Raw genomic sequence first — 14,627 nt, forward strand, 5'->3', positions numbered from 1 at the left:
CTACCTCGTCGTACTGGCACCTTCACTGAACCGGACGCACACCATGAACTCACCTTTGCACGGCCCGGCCAAGGCCCTGCGCCTGGCCGCCATCGGCGCCGTGATGCTGGCCGCAGGTGCCGGCTTCGCGTATGCCGCTGGCTGGCTGGGCCAACCGCAGTTGACCCCGCAACGCATCATCGACACCTTCGAAGCCCAAGCCGGGCACTACCCCGGCTACCGCAAGAACCACGCCAAGGGGCTGTGCGTCAGTGGTTACTTCCAGCCCAGCGGCCAGGCAGCCAGCCTGTCCACGGCACGCGCATTCAGCCAGCCACGGGTGCCGGTCATTGGCCGTTTCGCCATCGGCGGGGCCAACCCGTTCGCCCCGGACACCAGCATACCGGTCCGCAGCCTGGCAATTGAGTTGAGCACCGATGACGGCCAGGTCTGGCGCACCGGCATGAACAACCCGCCGGTGCTTGCCGTCAGCAACCCCCAAGGGTTCTACGAGCAGGTGCTGGCCAGCGCACCGGTCAAGGCCACCGGCAAACCCGACCCGGCCAAGCTGCAGGCGTTCTTCGCCGCACACCCGGAAAGCGCAGCGTTTCGTCAATGGGCGGCCAGTTACAAACCCAGTGACAGCTTCGCCAGCACGCAGTACCACAGCATCAATGCCTTCCGCCTGATCGACGCAGCCGGCGCGGCCCACCCGGTACGCTGGCAGCTGGAGCCACAGGCGCCGTTCGCCGCGTTGCCTGGGCAGGTCGACGACAAGTTGTTCCTCCAGCACGACTTGCAGCAGCGCCTGGCCCAAGGCCCGTTGCGCTGGACCTTGCGCCTGGTGCTGGCGGAACCGGGCGATGCGGTGGATGACCCGGCCCGCCCCTGGCCTGCCGAGCGGCGCAGCGTGGACGCCGGCACCCTGGTGCTGGAGCAGGTCGATGGGCCCGAACAAGGGGCCTGCCGCGACATCAACTTCGACCCCCTGATCCTGCCGCAAGGTATCGAAGCCTCCAACGACCCGATCCTCGCCGCCCGTTCCGCCGCCTATTCGGAATCTTTCAACCGCCGCAGCCGTGAATCGCTCGGCACCGGAGCCCGCCCATGAAGCCCGAAGCCTTCCACCCCCTTGCCCGCGCGCTGCATTGGTTGATGGCCGTGCTGATCCTGGCCATGCTGTTCATCGGCGTGACCATGGTTGCCGACCTGTCGTTGCGCCACCCTGTACTGATCAGCCTGCACAAGGCCACCGGCCTGGCGTTGCTGGTGCTGGTCGTGCTGCGTATCGGCGTGCGCCTGGCCGTACCCCACCCGCCGCTGCCTGCAGACCTGCCAACCGTGCAGCGCTGGGCTGCCGGCGCATCGCACCTGGCGCTTTATGGCCTGATGCTGGCGATGCCGCTGCTGGGCTGGGCCATGCTGTCTGCCGGCGACTACCCGCGCCCGCTGGGCCTGCCCGCGATCGCGCCGCACAACCTGCAGCTGTATGCCGTGCTGCGCCAGGCCCATGGTTGGGCAGGCTACTTGCTGTTCGCCACCGTATTGGTGCATGTCGGTGCGGCGCTGATGCATGCCTGGGTGCGCCGCGACGGCGTGTTGCGTAGCATGTGGCCTGGCCCCCTGCGCCGCAATCAATGACCTGAGGCAGCCCAGGGCGGTCGACCTTCATCAATGGCCGGCTGTCACCGGCCCTACTGCCCTGGAAACCCCATGACCCTCGCAAAGGATCCTGCAACGCTCAGCCCAGCCAGCACCCTCGATCTACGCCCGCTGCTGCTGGCCAACATGGCCTGTACGATGTCGATGATGGCCTTCGTCGCCTTGATCGGCCCGATCGCCCGCCAGTTGGGCATGGCCACCTGGCAAGCCGGCGCCGCCATTACCGTGGCCGGCGTGGTCTGGGTATTGCTGGCCCGCCCTTGGGGCCGCGCAGCTGACCGCCTTGGCCGTCGGCGCGTATTGCTGCTGGGTAGCGCGGGTTTCACCCTGGCCTACTGGCTGTTGTGCCTGTTTGTCGAAGGTGCACTGCGCTGGATGCCAGGTGCAACAATGGCCTTCATCGGCCTGATGGTCGCACGCGGTTGCATCGGTGCCTTCTATGCCGCCATTCCGGTCGGCTGCAACGCCCTGATCGCCGACCATGTCGGGCCGCAGCAGCGGGCACGGGCCATGGCTTCGCTGGGGGCGGCCAACGCCGTGGGCCTGGTGGTCGGCCCAGCCCTTGCAGCGCTGCTGGCGCGGCATAGCCTGAGCCTGCCGTTTCTGGTCATGTCGCTACTCCCTGCCAGTGCCTTCGTGGTGCTGCTGTTGGCCCTGAAGCCACAGGCGCTTGCACACAGCCACGCACCCACCCCGGTCAGGCTCAACGACCCCCGCCTGCGCCGGCCGTTGCTGGTGGCATTCAGCGCCATGCTGAGTGTGACCGTGTCGCAGATCACCGTCGGCTTCTTCGCCCTTGACCGCCTGCACCTGGGGCCAGCCCAGGCCGCCCAGGCTGCCGGCATTGCCCTCACCACCGTGGGTGTGGCGCTGATGCTGGCCCAGGTCATGCTGCGCCAGCTGCAGTGGCCACCGCTGAAGATGATCCGGGTCGGTGCCACGGTTTCGGCGCTGGGCTTTGCCAGCGGCGCGCTGGCGACCACGGCCCCTTGGCTATGGGCCTGCTACTTTGTGGCGGCGGCGGGCATGGGTTTTGTATTCCCGGCGTTTTCGGCCCTGGCCGCCAATGCCATGCAGGCCGGCGAGCAAGGCGCCACGGCCGGCTCCATAGGTGCAGCCCAGGGCATGGGCGCGGTCATCGGCCCGCTGGCCGGGACCTTGGTCTATGCCGTGGACCCGCGCTTGCCATTCCTGGCCGTGGCAACGCTGTTGTTGCTGGTCGGGCTGTGGCCAATTCCGCGTGAACAAAGGCGTTGAGAAGCACAGCGCGCAACGCGGCAGAGTATGTTTTAATGCGCATCGCTCGTTATTTTAAACACCTCTGATTACAAGGCGGCTATGGACACGGGGACGCGACTCAAACTGGTGCGGGAACGCAACAACCTCTCCCAACGGGAATTGGCCCGCCGTAGCGGGCTGACCAACTCGACGATCTCGCAGATCGAACAGAACCGCGTGAGCCCTTCGGTCAGCTCCTTGAAAAAGCTCCTCGAAGGCATTCCCATGAGCCTGGCGGAGTTTTTCAGCTTCGACGAGCCGGTACGTGAAGAGCGCTACGTGTTCCGCGGCAGCGAACAGCCAGACCTGGGCCGTAACGGCCTGCGCATGCTGTTGGTCGGTGCCAGTGTCGAAGGCCGGCAGATGCGCATGTTGCGTGAGCTGTACGCGCCGGGCGCAGACTCCGGCGAACCGATCGTGCATGCCGAAGGCGAAGAATGCGGGCTGGTCACGCGGGGGACTGTGGAGCTGTGGGTCGACGGCCAGGTCAGCGTGCTCAACTCGGGCGATGGCTACTACATCCCCACCACGCTGCCGCACAGCTTCAAGAACATCGGCCCGGACGAGGCCGAGATCATCAGCGCCAATACCCCGGCGAACTTCTGACGGCATGAACAGCCGGGTGGTCTATCAACGCCTGCGTGACGCAGCGCTCGGTGTCCATACCCTGTCGATAGCCCAGCGCCATGACCACGCCCTGGTAGACGTGATCATCGACGGCTGGCAACTGACCCTCGCGCTGGACAGCGAGGGCCTTGCCCAGTGCATCCACTGCACGGCACCGTGCGGGGCGCAGGCCGGGCTCGATGCCTGGCAACGGTATGGCAGCAACCCCTGCGATCTGCTCAGCCAGTGGGAACGCACTCAGCTGGAAAGGCTGCTCGCCCCCTGCTGCAGCGCTGCCTCGACGAAGTCCAGGCGGTCCTGACCGAAGAACATCTCTTCGCCGACAAAGCACGTCGGCGCACCAAATACCCCCCGCTGCACCGCTACCTCGGTCGCCTGCCGCAGTGCTGCCTTGATTTCGTCATCTGCTGCCAGTGCGTGAAACGCGTGTGGGTCAAAGCCGCCTTCAACCAGGGTGGCGTCCAGTACCGCCACATCGCTCAGGTTGCGCTGCTGGGCAAACAAACCCTTGAACAACACCGCCAGCAGCCCCTCGAAACGCTCCGGCGCGCGTAACTGCGTACCCATGACGCCTCGCATCAAGTGCAGCGTATTGACCGGAAAAGCCGGCGGCAGCCCAAACGGCACCCCGTAGCGGGCGGCAAAGCGCGCCAGGTCGGTGAACATATAGCGCCCCTTGGCGGGGATCATCGCTGGCGAAGCGTTGCCCGTGGCCTGGAATACGCCGCCCAGGAGCATTGGCCGGTAGTGCAGCGTTGCCCCGTGGCGGGCGCATAGCGCCGGCAGCTGGGTCCAGGCCAGGTAACTGGCTGGGCTACCCAGGTCAAAGTAGAAATCGACGTGCTTGTGCATGGTCATGTCCTTGCAAGGAAAAGGGTTTACCAGCCTTCCATCCAGGGCCGCAGGTCCAGCTCGAAGGTCCAGGCGTCGCGGGGCTGGGCGTGCAGGAACCAATAGCTGTCGGCGATGTGTGCAGGGTTGAGGATGCCACCCTCACCCTTTAGGGCGTAGCGCTCGGGGAAGCTGTCGCGAATGAAGGCAGTGTCGATGGCCCCGTCCACCACCACATGGGCGACATGAATATTGCGCGGCCCCAACTCGCGGGCCATGCTCTGGGCCAATGCGCGCAAGCCATGCTTGGCGCCGGCGAAGGCGGCAAAACCGGCCGCGCCACGGGTTGCGGCGGTGGCGCCAGTGAACAGCAGCGTGCCGCGCTCGCGCCGGACCATGCGCCGGGCCACCGCCTGGGCAGTCAGAAAGCCGGCGAAGCAAGCCATTTCCCAGATCTTGAAATACTTGCGTGGGGTTTCGTCCAGAATGCTGCATGGCACATTGGCGCCAATGTTGAACACAAAGGCTTCGATCGGGCCGATATCGCGCTCGATGGTTTCGACCAGTTCCGCCACGTCGTCTTCCTTGCGCGCATCGGAGCCGAACCCGTAGGCCTGGCCACCGGCAGCGCGTATTTCTTCCAGCAACGGCTGCAGCTTGTCAGCCTGGCGCCGGGTGACACAGGCGATATAGCCCTCGCGGGCGAAACGCTTGGCAATCTCGCCGCCGGTGGCGTCCCCCGCACCAATCACCAGCACGACTTTTTGTTGTTCTGACATGCCTGCACCCATTGGTAAATGATCGTTTAGTAAACGAACGCTATGCTACGATGCCGGCTTTCGTCAAGCCGTCTTGCAGAGGCACGCCCATGCGCTACTCGAACGAACACAAGCAGCAAACCCGTGAACGCTTGCTCGCCAGCAGCGGTGCACTGGCCAAGCGCGGGGGCTTTGCCAGCACGGGCGTTGCCGGCTTGATGAAAGCCATTGGCCTGACCGGGGGGGCGTTCTACAACCACTTTCCGTCCAAGGATGACCTGTTCACCGAGGTGGTCCGGCAGGAACTCTGCAACAGCCCACTCGCCCGGCTGGCCAGCCAAGGTGCCAGCCGCGAGCGGCTGGCCCGCTGCCTGCAGCAATACCTTAGCCTGGCGCACCTGCACAACGCCGAGCAGGGTTGCCCGTTGCCGCCGCTAGGGGTGGAGATAGCCCGCGCTGACGCCCCTGTGCGGGAAGTGGCCGAGCACTGGTTACTGCAGCTGCACCAGGCCTGGAGCGCCACCCTGGAGGATGAGCAGTTGGCCTGGGTATTGATCAGTCAGTGCGTGGGCGCGCTGCTGGTTGGCCGCATGCTGGTCAGCGAAAGCGTGCAAGGCCAGGTGCTTGGCGCCAGCCGCGCGTTTGTCGAACGCGCGCTGGAGGCCGACTGATCACGGGTTGGCTGGGGGTTGGCGAGTGCCCGCGGCAGCACGTTCAGCGCCTGCCAGAGCCTCTGGCAAACCTTGCTCACGGCTGGCATAACGCTGCGCCAGCACCGCGCACACCATCAACTGGATCTGGTGGAACAGCATCAGCGGCAGGATCATCGCGCCAATGCCACTGCCCACGAACAGCACCTGCGCCATGGGTACACCGGTGGCCAGGCTTTTCTTCGAGCCGGCGAACAGGATGGTGATACGGTCCTCGAGGTCGAAGCCCAGGGCCTTGCCCAACAAGCGGGTAGCGAACAACACCACCGCCAGCAGAATGCCGCATACCGCGAACAACCCGGCCAGGTGCTGCGACGAAACCGTGTGCCACAGGCCGGTCACCACTGCCTCGCTGAAGGCGGTATACACCACCAGCAGAATCGACCCCTGATCGACCACCTTGAGCCAGCGGGCATTGCGCTTGACCCAGGCGCCAATCCAGCGCCGCGCGATCTGCCCGGCCACGAATGGCACCAGCAGTTGCAAGGTGATCTTGAGGACCGCATCCAGGCCGGAGCCAGTATCGCCACTGGCGCCCAGCAACATCACCACCAGCAATGGGGTGAGGAAGATACCCAGCAGGCTGGACGCCGCCGCACTGCAGATGGCCGCCGGCACGTTGCCGCGGGCCAGCGAAGTGAAGGCGATTGCCGACTGCACGGTTGCGGGCAAGGCGCACAAGTACAGCACACCCAGGTACAGCTCATTGCCTACAAGTGGCACGAACAGCGGCTTGAACGCCAACCCCAGCAGCGGGAACAGCACGAACGTGCAGGAGAACACCAGCAGGTGCAGGCGCCAATGCCCGGCGCCTGCGATGATCGCCTCACGCGACAGCTTGGCACCGTGCAGGAAGAACAGCAGGCCGATGGCAAGGTTGGTCAGCCAGCCGAAGTACACCGCGCCGTCGCCCGAACAAGGCAATACGGTGGCAATGCAGACCACCCCGAGCAAGGCCAGGGTGAAATTGTCGAACAGCATGCGCAAATACTTCATCACGGCTCCCGTCTTGTCATTGTGCAAGGGCAGACGATAATGTTTCCGGCTTTTCAGCGCTAACGCCGGAACCCCCTGGGGTATCGCTCAACGGACACCATGCACACAAGGAACCGCTCATGCCGCGCTTGCGCAAGGCTTTGATTGCCACCACCATCACGCTTGCCTTGGGCCATACCACCGCCCAGGCTCACGACCCGTTGCAGGCCAAGGTCGACCAGGTCGTCCGCCCGCTGATGCAGGAGCAAGGCATCAGCGGCATGGCGGTGGCCATTTATGCCCACGGCCATGCGCACTATTTCAGTTACGGCGTGGCCAGCAAGGCCGACAACGTGCCGGTAAGCCGCGACACGCTGTTCGAAATCGGCTCGTTGAGCAAGACCTATACCGCCACCTTGGCCGCGCTGGCCAGCGCGCAGGGCAAGCTGGACCTGTCGGCGCCGGCCAAGCGTTACCACCCGGCGTTGGCAGGCGCCCCTATTGGCGAGGCGTCCGTTCGCGACCTCGGTGCCTACAGCGCGGACTGCCTGCCGCTGCAGTTCCCGGATGAGGTCCAGACGCCGCAGCAGGTCGTCGATTTCTTCCGGCACTGGCAACCACGCGCCAAACCCGGCACCCAGCGCTGCTACTCCAACCCTAGCCTGGGCCTGTTCGGCGACCTGGCCGCCCGCGCACAACAGCAATCGTTTTCGACACTGATGAGCGAAGGGCTGTTGGCACCGATGAGCCTGCGCGCCACCTATCTGCAGGTGCCCGCCAGCGCCCAGGGCCTGTACGCACAAGGTTACGATGCCGCCGACAAGCCGGTACGCGTCGGCCCCGGCCCCTATGCCGACGAAGCCTACGGGATCAAGACCAGCGCCCGCGACCTGCTGCGCTACGTGCGCCTGCACCTGCAACCGCAGGGCCTGCCACCAACGCTGCAGCAAGCCTTGAGCATTACCCGCCAAGGCTACTTTCAGGTCGGCGCCATGACCCAGGGCCTGGGTTGGGAGCGCTACCCCTACCCGGTCGCACTGGACACGCTGGTCGATGGCAACAGCCCAAGGCTGATCCGTGAACCACAGCCAGTCACGCGCTTGCAGCCAGCCCAGCCGGCGCTGCCTGCGGCCTGGTACAACAAGACCGGCTCCACCAATGGCTTTGGTGCCTACGCTGCGTTCGTGCCCGCCGAACAGCTGGCGGTGGTGTTGCTGGCCAACCGCAATTACCCCAATGAGGCCCGGGTCCGTGCCGCCTTTGCGATCCTTTCCAGCCTGTAGAAAGGCCGCGGATTGTCGAACAAATCGACACTATGTAGTGAAAAAAAATATTCACTACAAAATAGTTGACGCCGTTCATCGCCCTTGTGCATGATGAAGCCGTCCCCCTGATCGGGGGCGGTGGCAAGGGTATTCCAGACGGTCTGCGCGGTAACGCGGGCCGTTCGTGGAGCGGGAAACTGTCCAAAAGGCAGCGTGAGAAAGCCCCTGTTGCGATGCTGCTGTAGCAGCGTTGGTAGTGCGCTACACCGTGGTAGCGCCAACTGTGAAAATCACCTACGAATGGGTAATGGGGGCTTTATGATGAACTTGAACAACAATCCGACCATCGACCAATTGGCCCAGCTGTTCGCCGGCCGCAAAGACAGCCTCGACGACCACCTGCTGTGGGTCAGCCAAACCGGTGAAGTGCGCCTCGATCGCCTGCCACCGAATACCGTCGAAGCTGAATTTGAAGAGCACCTGCCCAGCATGCGTGCCCGCTTCAAGGTCTACCGTCGTGGCCAAGGCTACGTTGGCAAGAAGGCTGCCGCCGACACCGAGTTCGTTGGCCGTGTGCTGCAGACCCTGCAACAGGAGTGGCCCGCTGCCCGTGAGCAGCAAGCAGTCAAGGTGATCGAACCGCTCAATTGAGGTTGCCACCGTTAGCAGAGCCCGGCCTGAACAGGCCGGGCTTTTTCATGCCTGGCGCCGCTGGCGGCGGGCTGGCGGCAACGGCAATGCCCCTGTCGCCATGGCCCTGGCGCGGTCGACACCCCAAACCATGGCACGGGTCATGGTCTCGCCCGGCCGCGCGGGGTAGTACTCCTCCACCAGCGCCCGCCCATCCCCGGCATACAACCCCAGGAACAATTGCGTTGCGCCCAGGCGCGACAAGCGCACCTGCACATCCAGTGTGGTGCCATCGCTGAGCGCTTCGTCGTGGCTGCGGCTGTGTAGTTGGGCGTCCGCCCAGTGCCAATAAGTCTCTTCCCTGACGCGCATGAGCATCCAGTCCTCCGTTGCTCGAATGTGGCGTCAGCAAAGCACAGGCTTGGCGATCCGGCGAGTGTTACCCAATCATTTCATGAGCCGGGTCAACGAATGGCCATAAAAAGTGCGCCGTCGGGCAGCGCGGGGTTACTTCTTCAGCGGCACCCGCGGCATGAAGCGGCCCTTTTTGCTGCGCTGCAGATGGGCAGGCTGCAGCTGCTCGGAATCATCCAGGGTCATGTGGGCGAACCCCAGCCGGAATGCCGCCTGGCCGCAACGCACCTGGCTGTTGATCGGAAACGCATCGTTAAGGTCTTCGAAAAAAGATTCGCTCATGCCCTGTCATCCTCAGCGGCAACGCGCCGGCAACCAGAAAAGTTGCCAAGTGACGCGGCCTGTAAAAGTGAGACTAGCCGGTCATTTACAGACCAGCCGGGCAAACCGCAGGCAGCCGACCAGTGGCAAACCGGCCTTCAGCGCAGGCGTACTGCGGTGCCGGTGACAAACACGACGACCATGCCGCCTTGTACCGAAGGCATGCTGATCTCGTAGTCCACACCGACTACCGCGTCGGCTCGCAACTGCTGGGCGCGCGCCTTCAGCTCTTCGGTGGCCTGCTCGCGGGCCTCGCGCAGTGCGCTTTCCAGGGTCTGCGAGCGACCACCCAGCACGTCGCGAACACGGGTAAAGAAATCGCGGACGAAATTGATGCCCTGGACCGATTCGGCGCTGACCACGCCCATGTATTCGGCAATCGGGCGGCCTTCAAGTTGACTGGTAGTGGAAATGATCATGCAAACGCTCCGTTGGCCTGGTCTCGAACAATGAGGCCGAGTCTAACAGAGCCGCACCTGAGCAACCGGCAATGGGGCATTACCACCCGGTCAACGCTTCAGCCGTCACCACGCCCCCCACTACCCTCCTGTCAGGCGCTGGCCGCACGCAAGCGCTGTCCGATCCGCGCACCGAATACGTTCACCAGCAGCCCGGCCATCACCAACACGGCGCCCCACCCCTGAATTGCGGTCAGTCGTTCGCCCAGCAGCAATGCCGACGAACTCAAGCCGATCACCGGCACCAGCAGCGAAAAGGGTGCGACCTTACCGGCCGGGTGGCGCGACAACAGCTTGCTCCACAGGCTGTAGCCGATCATGGTGGCGACAAAAGCCAGGTATGCCAGCGCCAGCACCGAACTGAGGCTGATGTTGGCAAGCGCATGGCCAATACGCTCTGGGCCTTCCAGCCACCAGGACAACGCCAGGAACGGCAACGGCGGGATCAAACCACCCCAGATCACCAGCGCCACCAGGTCAACCGAGCCAAAGCGCCGGGTAATGATGTTGCCCAGCCCCCACATGGCCCCGCCACACAATGTCAGCAGCAGCGCCACCATCGGCACGTGGCCACCGTCTTCGCTGCCGATCAGGGCCAGGCCACTGGCCGCCACCAGTAGCCCCAGCACACTGGCCAGGCGCAGCCGTTCACCGAGGAATAGCGCGGCGAAGCCGAGCGTGAAGAATGCCTGCGATTGCAGAATCAGCGAAGCCAGCCCTGGTGGCATGCCGCTGTACATGGCCTGGAAGAGAAAGGCGAACTGGCCCAGAGAAATGGTTGCGCCGTAGGCGATGAGCCAGCGCCAGGGCAATTTGGGGCGCCTGACCAGCAACACCGCGGGAAACGCCACCAGCAAAAAGCGCAGTGCCCCCAACAGCATCGGCGGCAAGCCGTCGAGGCCAACCTTGATGACTACAAAGTTGACTCCCCAGGCAACAATCACCACCAGGGCGATGAGCAGGTCCTTGAGCGGCACGGCAGCTTCCTTCTTCAGGCGTTCTAGACATATTTCGTTACAGCATAAGGCTATAACTCTGAAGAGGACCAGCACAGTGGTGGCCTAGGCTGGCGCAACAGTCCGACTGTTGCGTCAACCTGTAACGTTGATGCATAACGCAGAAAACCCGCGAACACTGCGTATTCGCGGGTTTCCAGTACCCTTGAGCAGGGCACGATCAGCAGCGCGGACTTGCCTGTACCTGAGCCTTGCAAGCCTTATCGCTGTGCATCAAGCCGCTGCAAACAGCTCATTGGCGATCTGCGCCTGTGCGGCGTCAAGTGCCTGTGTACGTTGCTCCGGGCCGTAGGCCAAGCCGTGAGCGCGCACGATTTCCAGGTCGGTGACACCAATGAAGCCCAGGAACACCTTGAGGAAGTCTTCATGCCCAGCACCCGTTGGCTGGCCAGCGTGCAGACCACCCGCGGTGGAAACCAGCACTACCTTCTTGTTACCGCAAAGCCCCTCGGGGCCCGCCTCGGTGTAGCGGAAGGTCTTGCCGGCCACGGCAACGCGGTCGATCCAGGCCTTGAGCTGGGTCGGCACGCTGAAGTTGTACATCGGTGCGCCTATCACCACGGCATCGGCGGCCAGGAATTCCTCCAGGGTCTCGGCACTGAGCTTGGCCTCGAATGCCTGGGCGGCGTCGCGTACGTCTTCCGGGGTGCCAGCGGCTACCAGCGTGGCAGCAGAGAAGTGTGCAATGGCATCGGCAGCCAGGTCGCGGTACACGACTTCAACGCTCGGGTCTGCGGCTTTCCAGGCTTCGACCACCTCGCGGCTCAACTGGCGGGATGCGGAATTGTCACCCAGGATGCTCGAATCGATGTGCAACAGTTTCATAGGACTCTCCTGTGAATGAAGACCGCATCTCTTGGCGATCACGATGGGCAGAATCCTACCGGAGTGATTAATGACTGATAAGCCGCAGAAAATGCGTTAGTTTGTCTCATGAGTGGAACAATGAGACCTGTTCATGCAAGACCTCAATGACCTTTTCTATTTCGCCCGCGTAGTGGAAGCCGGCGGTTTTGCTGCAGCGGGGCGCCAGCTGGGCATTCCCAAGTCACGCTTGTCCCGGCGCATCGCCGAGCTCGAAGAGCGCCTGGGCACCCGCCTGCTGCAGCGCACTACCCGGCAGTTGAAACTCACCGCAGTGGGCGAGCGCTACCTGCATCACTGCCAAGCCATGCTGCTGGAGGCCGAAGCCGCCGATGAAACGGTGGCCAGCATGAGCAGCGAACCACGCGGGCGCTTGCGTGTGTCCTGCCCCGTGGCGCTGGCCCACGCGTTTCTGCCGCAGGTGATCAGCCGCTTTCTCGAGCAGTACCCGTTGGTGCAGTTGGACATGGTACTGCTCAACCGCCGGGTGGACCTGATTTCCGAAGGTATCGACGTTGCCCTGCGCGTGCGCGACCTGGGCGATGAAGACCCGGCCTTGGTCACCCGCCGCCTGCGCCAGGCGCAAATGCAGCTGGTTGCCGCCCCAGGCTTCGCCGACCACATTCGCGACCCTGCCGAACTGGCGACGTTGCCGGTACTGGGCGCCGCCGAGGCAGACCGGCTGGTGCACTTTCGCCTGCTGGGCCCCAACGGCAAGCAACAGGACCTGGCCCTGGAGCCGCGCCTGGCGATCGACGATTTCGTAGTACGTAATGCCGCTGTACGGGCTGGCCTGGGCTTTACTGCATTACCCAGCATGTTTTGCGAGGCGGAGCTGGAACGCGGCGAGCTGGTACGCCTGCTGCCTGAGTGGTCGCTGCCAGGTGGCTACCTGCAGGCGGTGTACCCGCACCGGCGCGGCCTGTTGCCGGCTGTACGGGTGTGGATCGACCATCTGGCAGCATCCTTTGAGGCGTGTGGGGAGCGATACGTATGAACGCGAATATGAGCGAAGCCGAAGTAGCGGCATTCTGCCTGGAGCTGCCGGGTGCCCAGGAAGACTACAAGTGGGGCGGTATCCGGGTGTTCTCGGTGGCCGGCAACAAGATGTTCGCGGTACTCGACCTGGCCGGCGCAGGGCTGTCGTTCAAGGTGGCCGACGATTTGTTTCTCGGCTATTGCGACCGCCCTGGAGTGCGACCTGCGCCTTACCTGGCAAGGGCACGCTGGATCAGCATGGCGCCGCCATACCCCATGGGCCGGGACGAATTGCGTGACTTGCTGCAGCGTTCGCACCAGCTGGTGGTGCGACGGTTACCGAAGCGGTTACAGGTGGGTTTGCTGCTGTAATACCGCCTGCCCCCCGCTTCGGTGCCGCACTTCACCCTAAAGGCAGAAAGCGCCCATCGAAAAACAGCCAGTCGGCCCAGAACACCTGGTGCAACAGCACAATCGCCCAGAACAGCAGCTGGTACGAAAGCTTGCGCGTCTTATGCCGGAACAGCTGCTGCGCCAGCAACGCGCCCGGCCAGCCACCCAGCAGCTCGCTGGCATGCAGCACTTTCTCGGGCGTGCGCCAGGCCTGCTGACGTGCCTGGTGTTTGTCCTGCCAGTACAGCATGACGCTGACCAGGCTCATTGCCGGGTACAGCGCCAATGGCCACCAGGCCTGGTCGAGCCAGGCCATGCGAGCCGCGCCCAGCCCTGGCAGCACGCACAACACGGCCAGCACCAGCAGTTTCAGGCGCAGGTTGCGTACCCCGTCCAGCGGCGCGGCACGCCGCAGCTCAGCCATGAACCGAGGTCCAGTTGACCCAGCCGAACTGCCAGGTCGCCAGGATGAACAGGCCGAACACGATGCGATACCAGGCAAACGCGGCATAGCTGTGGTTGGCAATGAACTTGAGCAGCGCACGCACGGCGATCATGGCGAAAATGAACGACGTGACGAAACCGATGGCGAACACCGGCAAGTCATCCGGCTGGAACAGGTGGCGGTACTTGTAGCCCGAATACACGGCCGCGCCGACCATGGTCGGCATGGCGAGAAAGAACGAGAACTCGGTGGCCGCCTTGCGCGACAGACCGAACAGCAGCCCGCCGATGATGGTCGAGCCGGAACGCGATGTGCCGGGGATCATCGCCAGGCACTGCACGAAGCCTATTTTCAGCGCATGGCTCCAACGCATGTCGTCGACATGGTCAACCTCTACCCGATGCGTGCGCCGCTCGGCCCACAACATGATCACCCCACCTACCACCAGCGCTGCCGCCACGGTGACCGGGTTGAACAGGTACTCGTGGATCAGGTCGGCGAACAGTACGCCCAGTACGACCGCAGGCAGGAATGCCAACAACAGGTTACCGGTAAAGCGCCGTGCCTTGGGTTGGCTGCGCAAGCCGAAAACCACTTCGCAGATCCTGCTGCGAAACTCCCACATCACGGCCAGGATCGCTGCCAGCTGGATGATGATGTTGAAAGCCATGGCCCGTTCACCGCCAAAACCGATCACGTCGGCGACGATGATCTGGTGGCCGGTACTGGAAATCGGCAGGAACTCCGTCAGCCCCTCTACTACGCCCAAGATGATTGCCTGGAAGGCAGTCCAAAAATCCATCATTCCCCCGGTGGAGCGCTGCTCGCAGCAGGCTCCTTGTTCTTGATCTATTGACGATTGCCGCACGCGGACCGGCTTTTTACAGCGACTGTTGGGACCAGCGCCAGTGGAAAAGTTCACGGCGGCTAAAGGTTTCATCTTGCGCGGCCGAAATCCTGTCAGAGCACCTTTGCAAATCCGTTACGCAACCTTCTGCAGACTGTGACAAAGATAGCACTTAG

Annotated in this window: 20 protein-coding genes; 10 read left to right on the forward strand and 10 right to left on the reverse strand. The window is 63.7% G+C overall.

Annotation, left to right across the window (positions count from 1 at the left end):
- Window positions 1-43 precede the first annotated feature (43 nt).
- From APH30_RS20930 to APH30_RS20950, 5 genes are all read left to right on the forward strand, one after another.
- On the forward strand, window positions 44-1,090 hold the full coding sequence (locus APH30_RS20930; protein WP_054913653.1) for a catalase family peroxidase: 1,047 nt from the start codon (window positions 44-46) through the stop codon (window positions 1,088-1,090).
- Window positions 1,087-1,620 carry a cytochrome b gene (locus tag APH30_RS20935; RefSeq protein WP_009685430.1) on the forward strand — a complete coding sequence of 178 codons (534 nt, stop codon included), beginning with the start codon at window positions 1,087-1,089 and terminating at the stop codon, window positions 1,618-1,620. The genes APH30_RS20930 and APH30_RS20935 overlap by 4 nt, the downstream gene beginning before the upstream one ends.
- Window positions 1,621-1,692: 72 nt before the next feature.
- Complete coding sequence (locus tag APH30_RS20940) at window positions 1,693-2,898, forward strand: MFS transporter (RefSeq protein ID WP_054913646.1); 1,206 nt, start codon at window positions 1,693-1,695, stop codon at window positions 2,896-2,898.
- A gap of 81 nt (window positions 2,899-2,979) precedes the next feature.
- The gene (locus APH30_RS20945; RefSeq protein ID WP_046616603.1) at window positions 2,980-3,525 is read left to right on the forward strand and encodes a cupin domain-containing protein; all 546 of its coding nucleotides are present in this window, start codon (window positions 2,980-2,982) and stop codon (window positions 3,523-3,525) included.
- Window positions 3,526-3,529: 4 nt separating this feature from the next.
- Window positions 3,530-3,847 carry a hypothetical protein gene (locus APH30_RS20950; RefSeq protein ID WP_080709147.1) on the forward strand — a complete coding sequence of 106 codons (318 nt, stop codon included), beginning with the start codon at window positions 3,530-3,532 and terminating at the stop codon, window positions 3,845-3,847.
- On the opposite strand, the gene APH30_RS20955 is transcribed toward APH30_RS20950, so the two are convergent.
- Window positions 3,784-4,398, reverse strand: a complete 615-nt coding sequence (locus APH30_RS20955; protein WP_054913648.1) for a 2-hydroxychromene-2-carboxylate isomerase — start codon at window positions 4,396-4,398, stop codon at window positions 3,784-3,786. The genes APH30_RS20950 and APH30_RS20955 overlap by 64 nt on opposite strands.
- Window positions 4,399-4,424: 26 nt before the next feature.
- Window positions 4,425-5,156, reverse strand: coding sequence for an SDR family NAD(P)-dependent oxidoreductase (locus tag APH30_RS20960; protein WP_029884833.1), 732 nt, complete (start codon window positions 5,154-5,156; stop codon window positions 4,425-4,427).
- 89 nt (window positions 5,157-5,245) lie between these two features.
- Here APH30_RS20960 and APH30_RS20965 point away from each other — a divergent pair, with 89 nt between their 5' ends.
- Window positions 5,246-5,806 (forward strand): TetR/AcrR family transcriptional regulator, encoded by a 561-nt coding sequence (locus tag APH30_RS20965; RefSeq protein WP_054913649.1) that lies wholly within the window; start codon window positions 5,246-5,248, stop codon window positions 5,804-5,806.
- Here APH30_RS20965 and APH30_RS20970 read toward each other — a convergent pair whose 3' ends face one another.
- Window positions 5,807-6,841, reverse strand: a complete 1,035-nt coding sequence (locus APH30_RS20970) for a bile acid:sodium symporter family protein (protein ID WP_033744160.1) — start codon at window positions 6,839-6,841, stop codon at window positions 5,807-5,809.
- A gap of 119 nt (window positions 6,842-6,960) precedes the next feature.
- Here APH30_RS20970 and ampC point away from each other — a divergent pair, with 119 nt between their 5' ends.
- Window positions 6,961-8,103, forward strand: a complete 1,143-nt coding sequence (ampC, locus tag APH30_RS20975; protein WP_054913650.1) for a class C beta-lactamase — start codon at window positions 6,961-6,963, stop codon at window positions 8,101-8,103.
- A 300-nt stretch (window positions 8,104-8,403) separates the two neighbouring features.
- Window positions 8,404-8,736 (forward strand): hypothetical protein, encoded by a 333-nt coding sequence (locus APH30_RS20980; RefSeq protein ID WP_029884829.1) that lies wholly within the window; start codon window positions 8,404-8,406, stop codon window positions 8,734-8,736.
- Window positions 8,737-8,781: 45 nt separating this feature from the next.
- Here APH30_RS20980 and APH30_RS20985 read toward each other — a convergent pair whose 3' ends face one another.
- The 5 genes from APH30_RS20985 to APH30_RS21005 form a co-directional block, all read right to left on the reverse strand.
- The gene (locus APH30_RS20985; RefSeq protein WP_054904382.1) at window positions 8,782-9,093 is read right to left on the reverse strand and encodes a hypothetical protein; all 312 of its coding nucleotides are present in this window, start codon (window positions 9,091-9,093) and stop codon (window positions 8,782-8,784) included.
- 129 nt (window positions 9,094-9,222) lie between these two features.
- Window positions 9,223-9,411 carry a hypothetical protein gene (locus APH30_RS20990; RefSeq protein ID WP_003253897.1) on the reverse strand — a complete coding sequence of 63 codons (189 nt, stop codon included), beginning with the start codon at window positions 9,409-9,411 and terminating at the stop codon, window positions 9,223-9,225.
- Window positions 9,412-9,548: 137 nt separating this feature from the next.
- Complete coding sequence (locus tag APH30_RS20995) at window positions 9,549-9,869, reverse strand: YbjQ family protein (protein WP_054913651.1); 321 nt, start codon at window positions 9,867-9,869, stop codon at window positions 9,549-9,551.
- Between the two features lie 131 nt (window positions 9,870-10,000).
- Entirely contained in the window at window positions 10,001-10,885 is an 885-nt protein-coding gene (locus APH30_RS21000) for an EamA family transporter (protein WP_054904381.1), read from the reverse strand.
- Between the two features lie 252 nt (window positions 10,886-11,137).
- Window positions 11,138-11,749 (reverse strand): FMN-dependent NADH-azoreductase, encoded by a 612-nt coding sequence (locus APH30_RS21005; RefSeq protein WP_009685442.1) that lies wholly within the window; start codon window positions 11,747-11,749, stop codon window positions 11,138-11,140.
- A 133-nt stretch (window positions 11,750-11,882) separates the two neighbouring features.
- On the opposite strand from APH30_RS21005, the gene APH30_RS21010 reads away from it, so the two are divergent.
- Window positions 11,883-12,785, forward strand: a complete 903-nt coding sequence (locus APH30_RS21010) for a LysR substrate-binding domain-containing protein (RefSeq protein WP_009685443.1) — start codon at window positions 11,883-11,885, stop codon at window positions 12,783-12,785.
- Between the two features lie 8 nt (window positions 12,786-12,793).
- Entirely contained in the window at window positions 12,794-13,138 is a 345-nt protein-coding gene (locus APH30_RS21015; protein WP_009685444.1) for an MmcQ/YjbR family DNA-binding protein, read from the forward strand.
- Between the two features lie 31 nt (window positions 13,139-13,169).
- Here APH30_RS21015 and APH30_RS21020 read toward each other — a convergent pair whose 3' ends face one another.
- Together APH30_RS21020 and APH30_RS21025 are read right to left on the reverse strand one after the other, a co-directional pair.
- Window positions 13,170-13,583, reverse strand: coding sequence for a DUF1294 domain-containing protein (locus tag APH30_RS21020; protein ID WP_054913652.1), 414 nt, complete (start codon window positions 13,581-13,583; stop codon window positions 13,170-13,172).
- Window positions 13,576-14,406 carry an undecaprenyl-diphosphate phosphatase gene (locus tag APH30_RS21025; protein WP_054913654.1) on the reverse strand — a complete coding sequence of 277 codons (831 nt, stop codon included), beginning with the start codon at window positions 14,404-14,406 and terminating at the stop codon, window positions 13,576-13,578. The genes APH30_RS21020 and APH30_RS21025 overlap by 8 nt, the downstream gene beginning before the upstream one ends.
- Window positions 14,407-14,627: the final 221 nt, after the last annotated feature.

Origin of the sequence: Pseudomonas sp. NBRC 111127, from assembly GCF_001320345.1 — a bacterium.
Lineage (GTDB): Bacteria > Pseudomonadota > Gammaproteobacteria > Pseudomonadales > Pseudomonadaceae > Aquipseudomonas > Aquipseudomonas juntendi.

Coding starts and splice junctions, on each gene's coding strand:
- APH30_RS20930 (WP_054913653.1), top strand. CDS start 44: ATGAACTCACCTTTGCACGGCCCGGCCAAGGCCCTGCGCCTGGCCGCC.
- APH30_RS20935 (WP_009685430.1), top strand. CDS start 1,087: ATGAAGCCCGAAGCCTTCCACCCCCTTGCCCGCGCGCTGCATTGGTTG.
- APH30_RS20940 (WP_054913646.1), top strand. CDS start 1,693: ATGACCCTCGCAAAGGATCCTGCAACGCTCAGCCCAGCCAGCACCCTC.
- APH30_RS20945 (WP_046616603.1), top strand. CDS start 2,980: ATGGACACGGGGACGCGACTCAAACTGGTGCGGGAACGCAACAACCTC.
- APH30_RS20950 (WP_080709147.1), top strand. CDS start 3,530: ATGAACAGCCGGGTGGTCTATCAACGCCTGCGTGACGCAGCGCTCGGT.
- APH30_RS20955 (WP_054913648.1), bottom strand. CDS start 4,398: ATGCACAAGCACGTCGATTTCTACTTTGACCTGGGTAGCCCAGCCAGT.
- APH30_RS20960 (WP_029884833.1), bottom strand. CDS start 5,156: ATGTCAGAACAACAAAAAGTCGTGCTGGTGATTGGTGCGGGGGACGCC.
- APH30_RS20965 (WP_054913649.1), top strand. CDS start 5,246: ATGCGCTACTCGAACGAACACAAGCAGCAAACCCGTGAACGCTTGCTC.
- APH30_RS20970 (WP_033744160.1), bottom strand. CDS start 6,841: ATGAAGTATTTGCGCATGCTGTTCGACAATTTCACCCTGGCCTTGCTC.
- ampC (WP_054913650.1), top strand. CDS start 6,961: ATGCCGCGCTTGCGCAAGGCTTTGATTGCCACCACCATCACGCTTGCC.
- APH30_RS20980 (WP_029884829.1), top strand. CDS start 8,404: ATGATGAACTTGAACAACAATCCGACCATCGACCAATTGGCCCAGCTG.
- APH30_RS20985 (WP_054904382.1), bottom strand. CDS start 9,093: ATGCTCATGCGCGTCAGGGAAGAGACTTATTGGCACTGGGCGGACGCC.
- APH30_RS20990 (WP_003253897.1), bottom strand. CDS start 9,411: ATGAGCGAATCTTTTTTCGAAGACCTTAACGATGCGTTTCCGATCAAC.
- APH30_RS20995 (WP_054913651.1), bottom strand. CDS start 9,869: ATGATCATTTCCACTACCAGTCAACTTGAAGGCCGCCCGATTGCCGAA.
- APH30_RS21005 (WP_009685442.1), bottom strand. CDS start 11,749: ATGAAACTGTTGCACATCGATTCGAGCATCCTGGGTGACAATTCCGCA.
- APH30_RS21010 (WP_009685443.1), top strand. CDS start 11,883: ATGCAAGACCTCAATGACCTTTTCTATTTCGCCCGCGTAGTGGAAGCC.
- APH30_RS21015 (WP_009685444.1), top strand. CDS start 12,794: ATGAGCGAAGCCGAAGTAGCGGCATTCTGCCTGGAGCTGCCGGGTGCC.
- APH30_RS21020 (WP_054913652.1), bottom strand. CDS start 13,583: ATGGCTGAGCTGCGGCGTGCCGCGCCGCTGGACGGGGTACGCAACCTG.
- APH30_RS21025 (WP_054913654.1), bottom strand. CDS start 14,406: ATGGATTTTTGGACTGCCTTCCAGGCAATCATCTTGGGCGTAGTAGAG.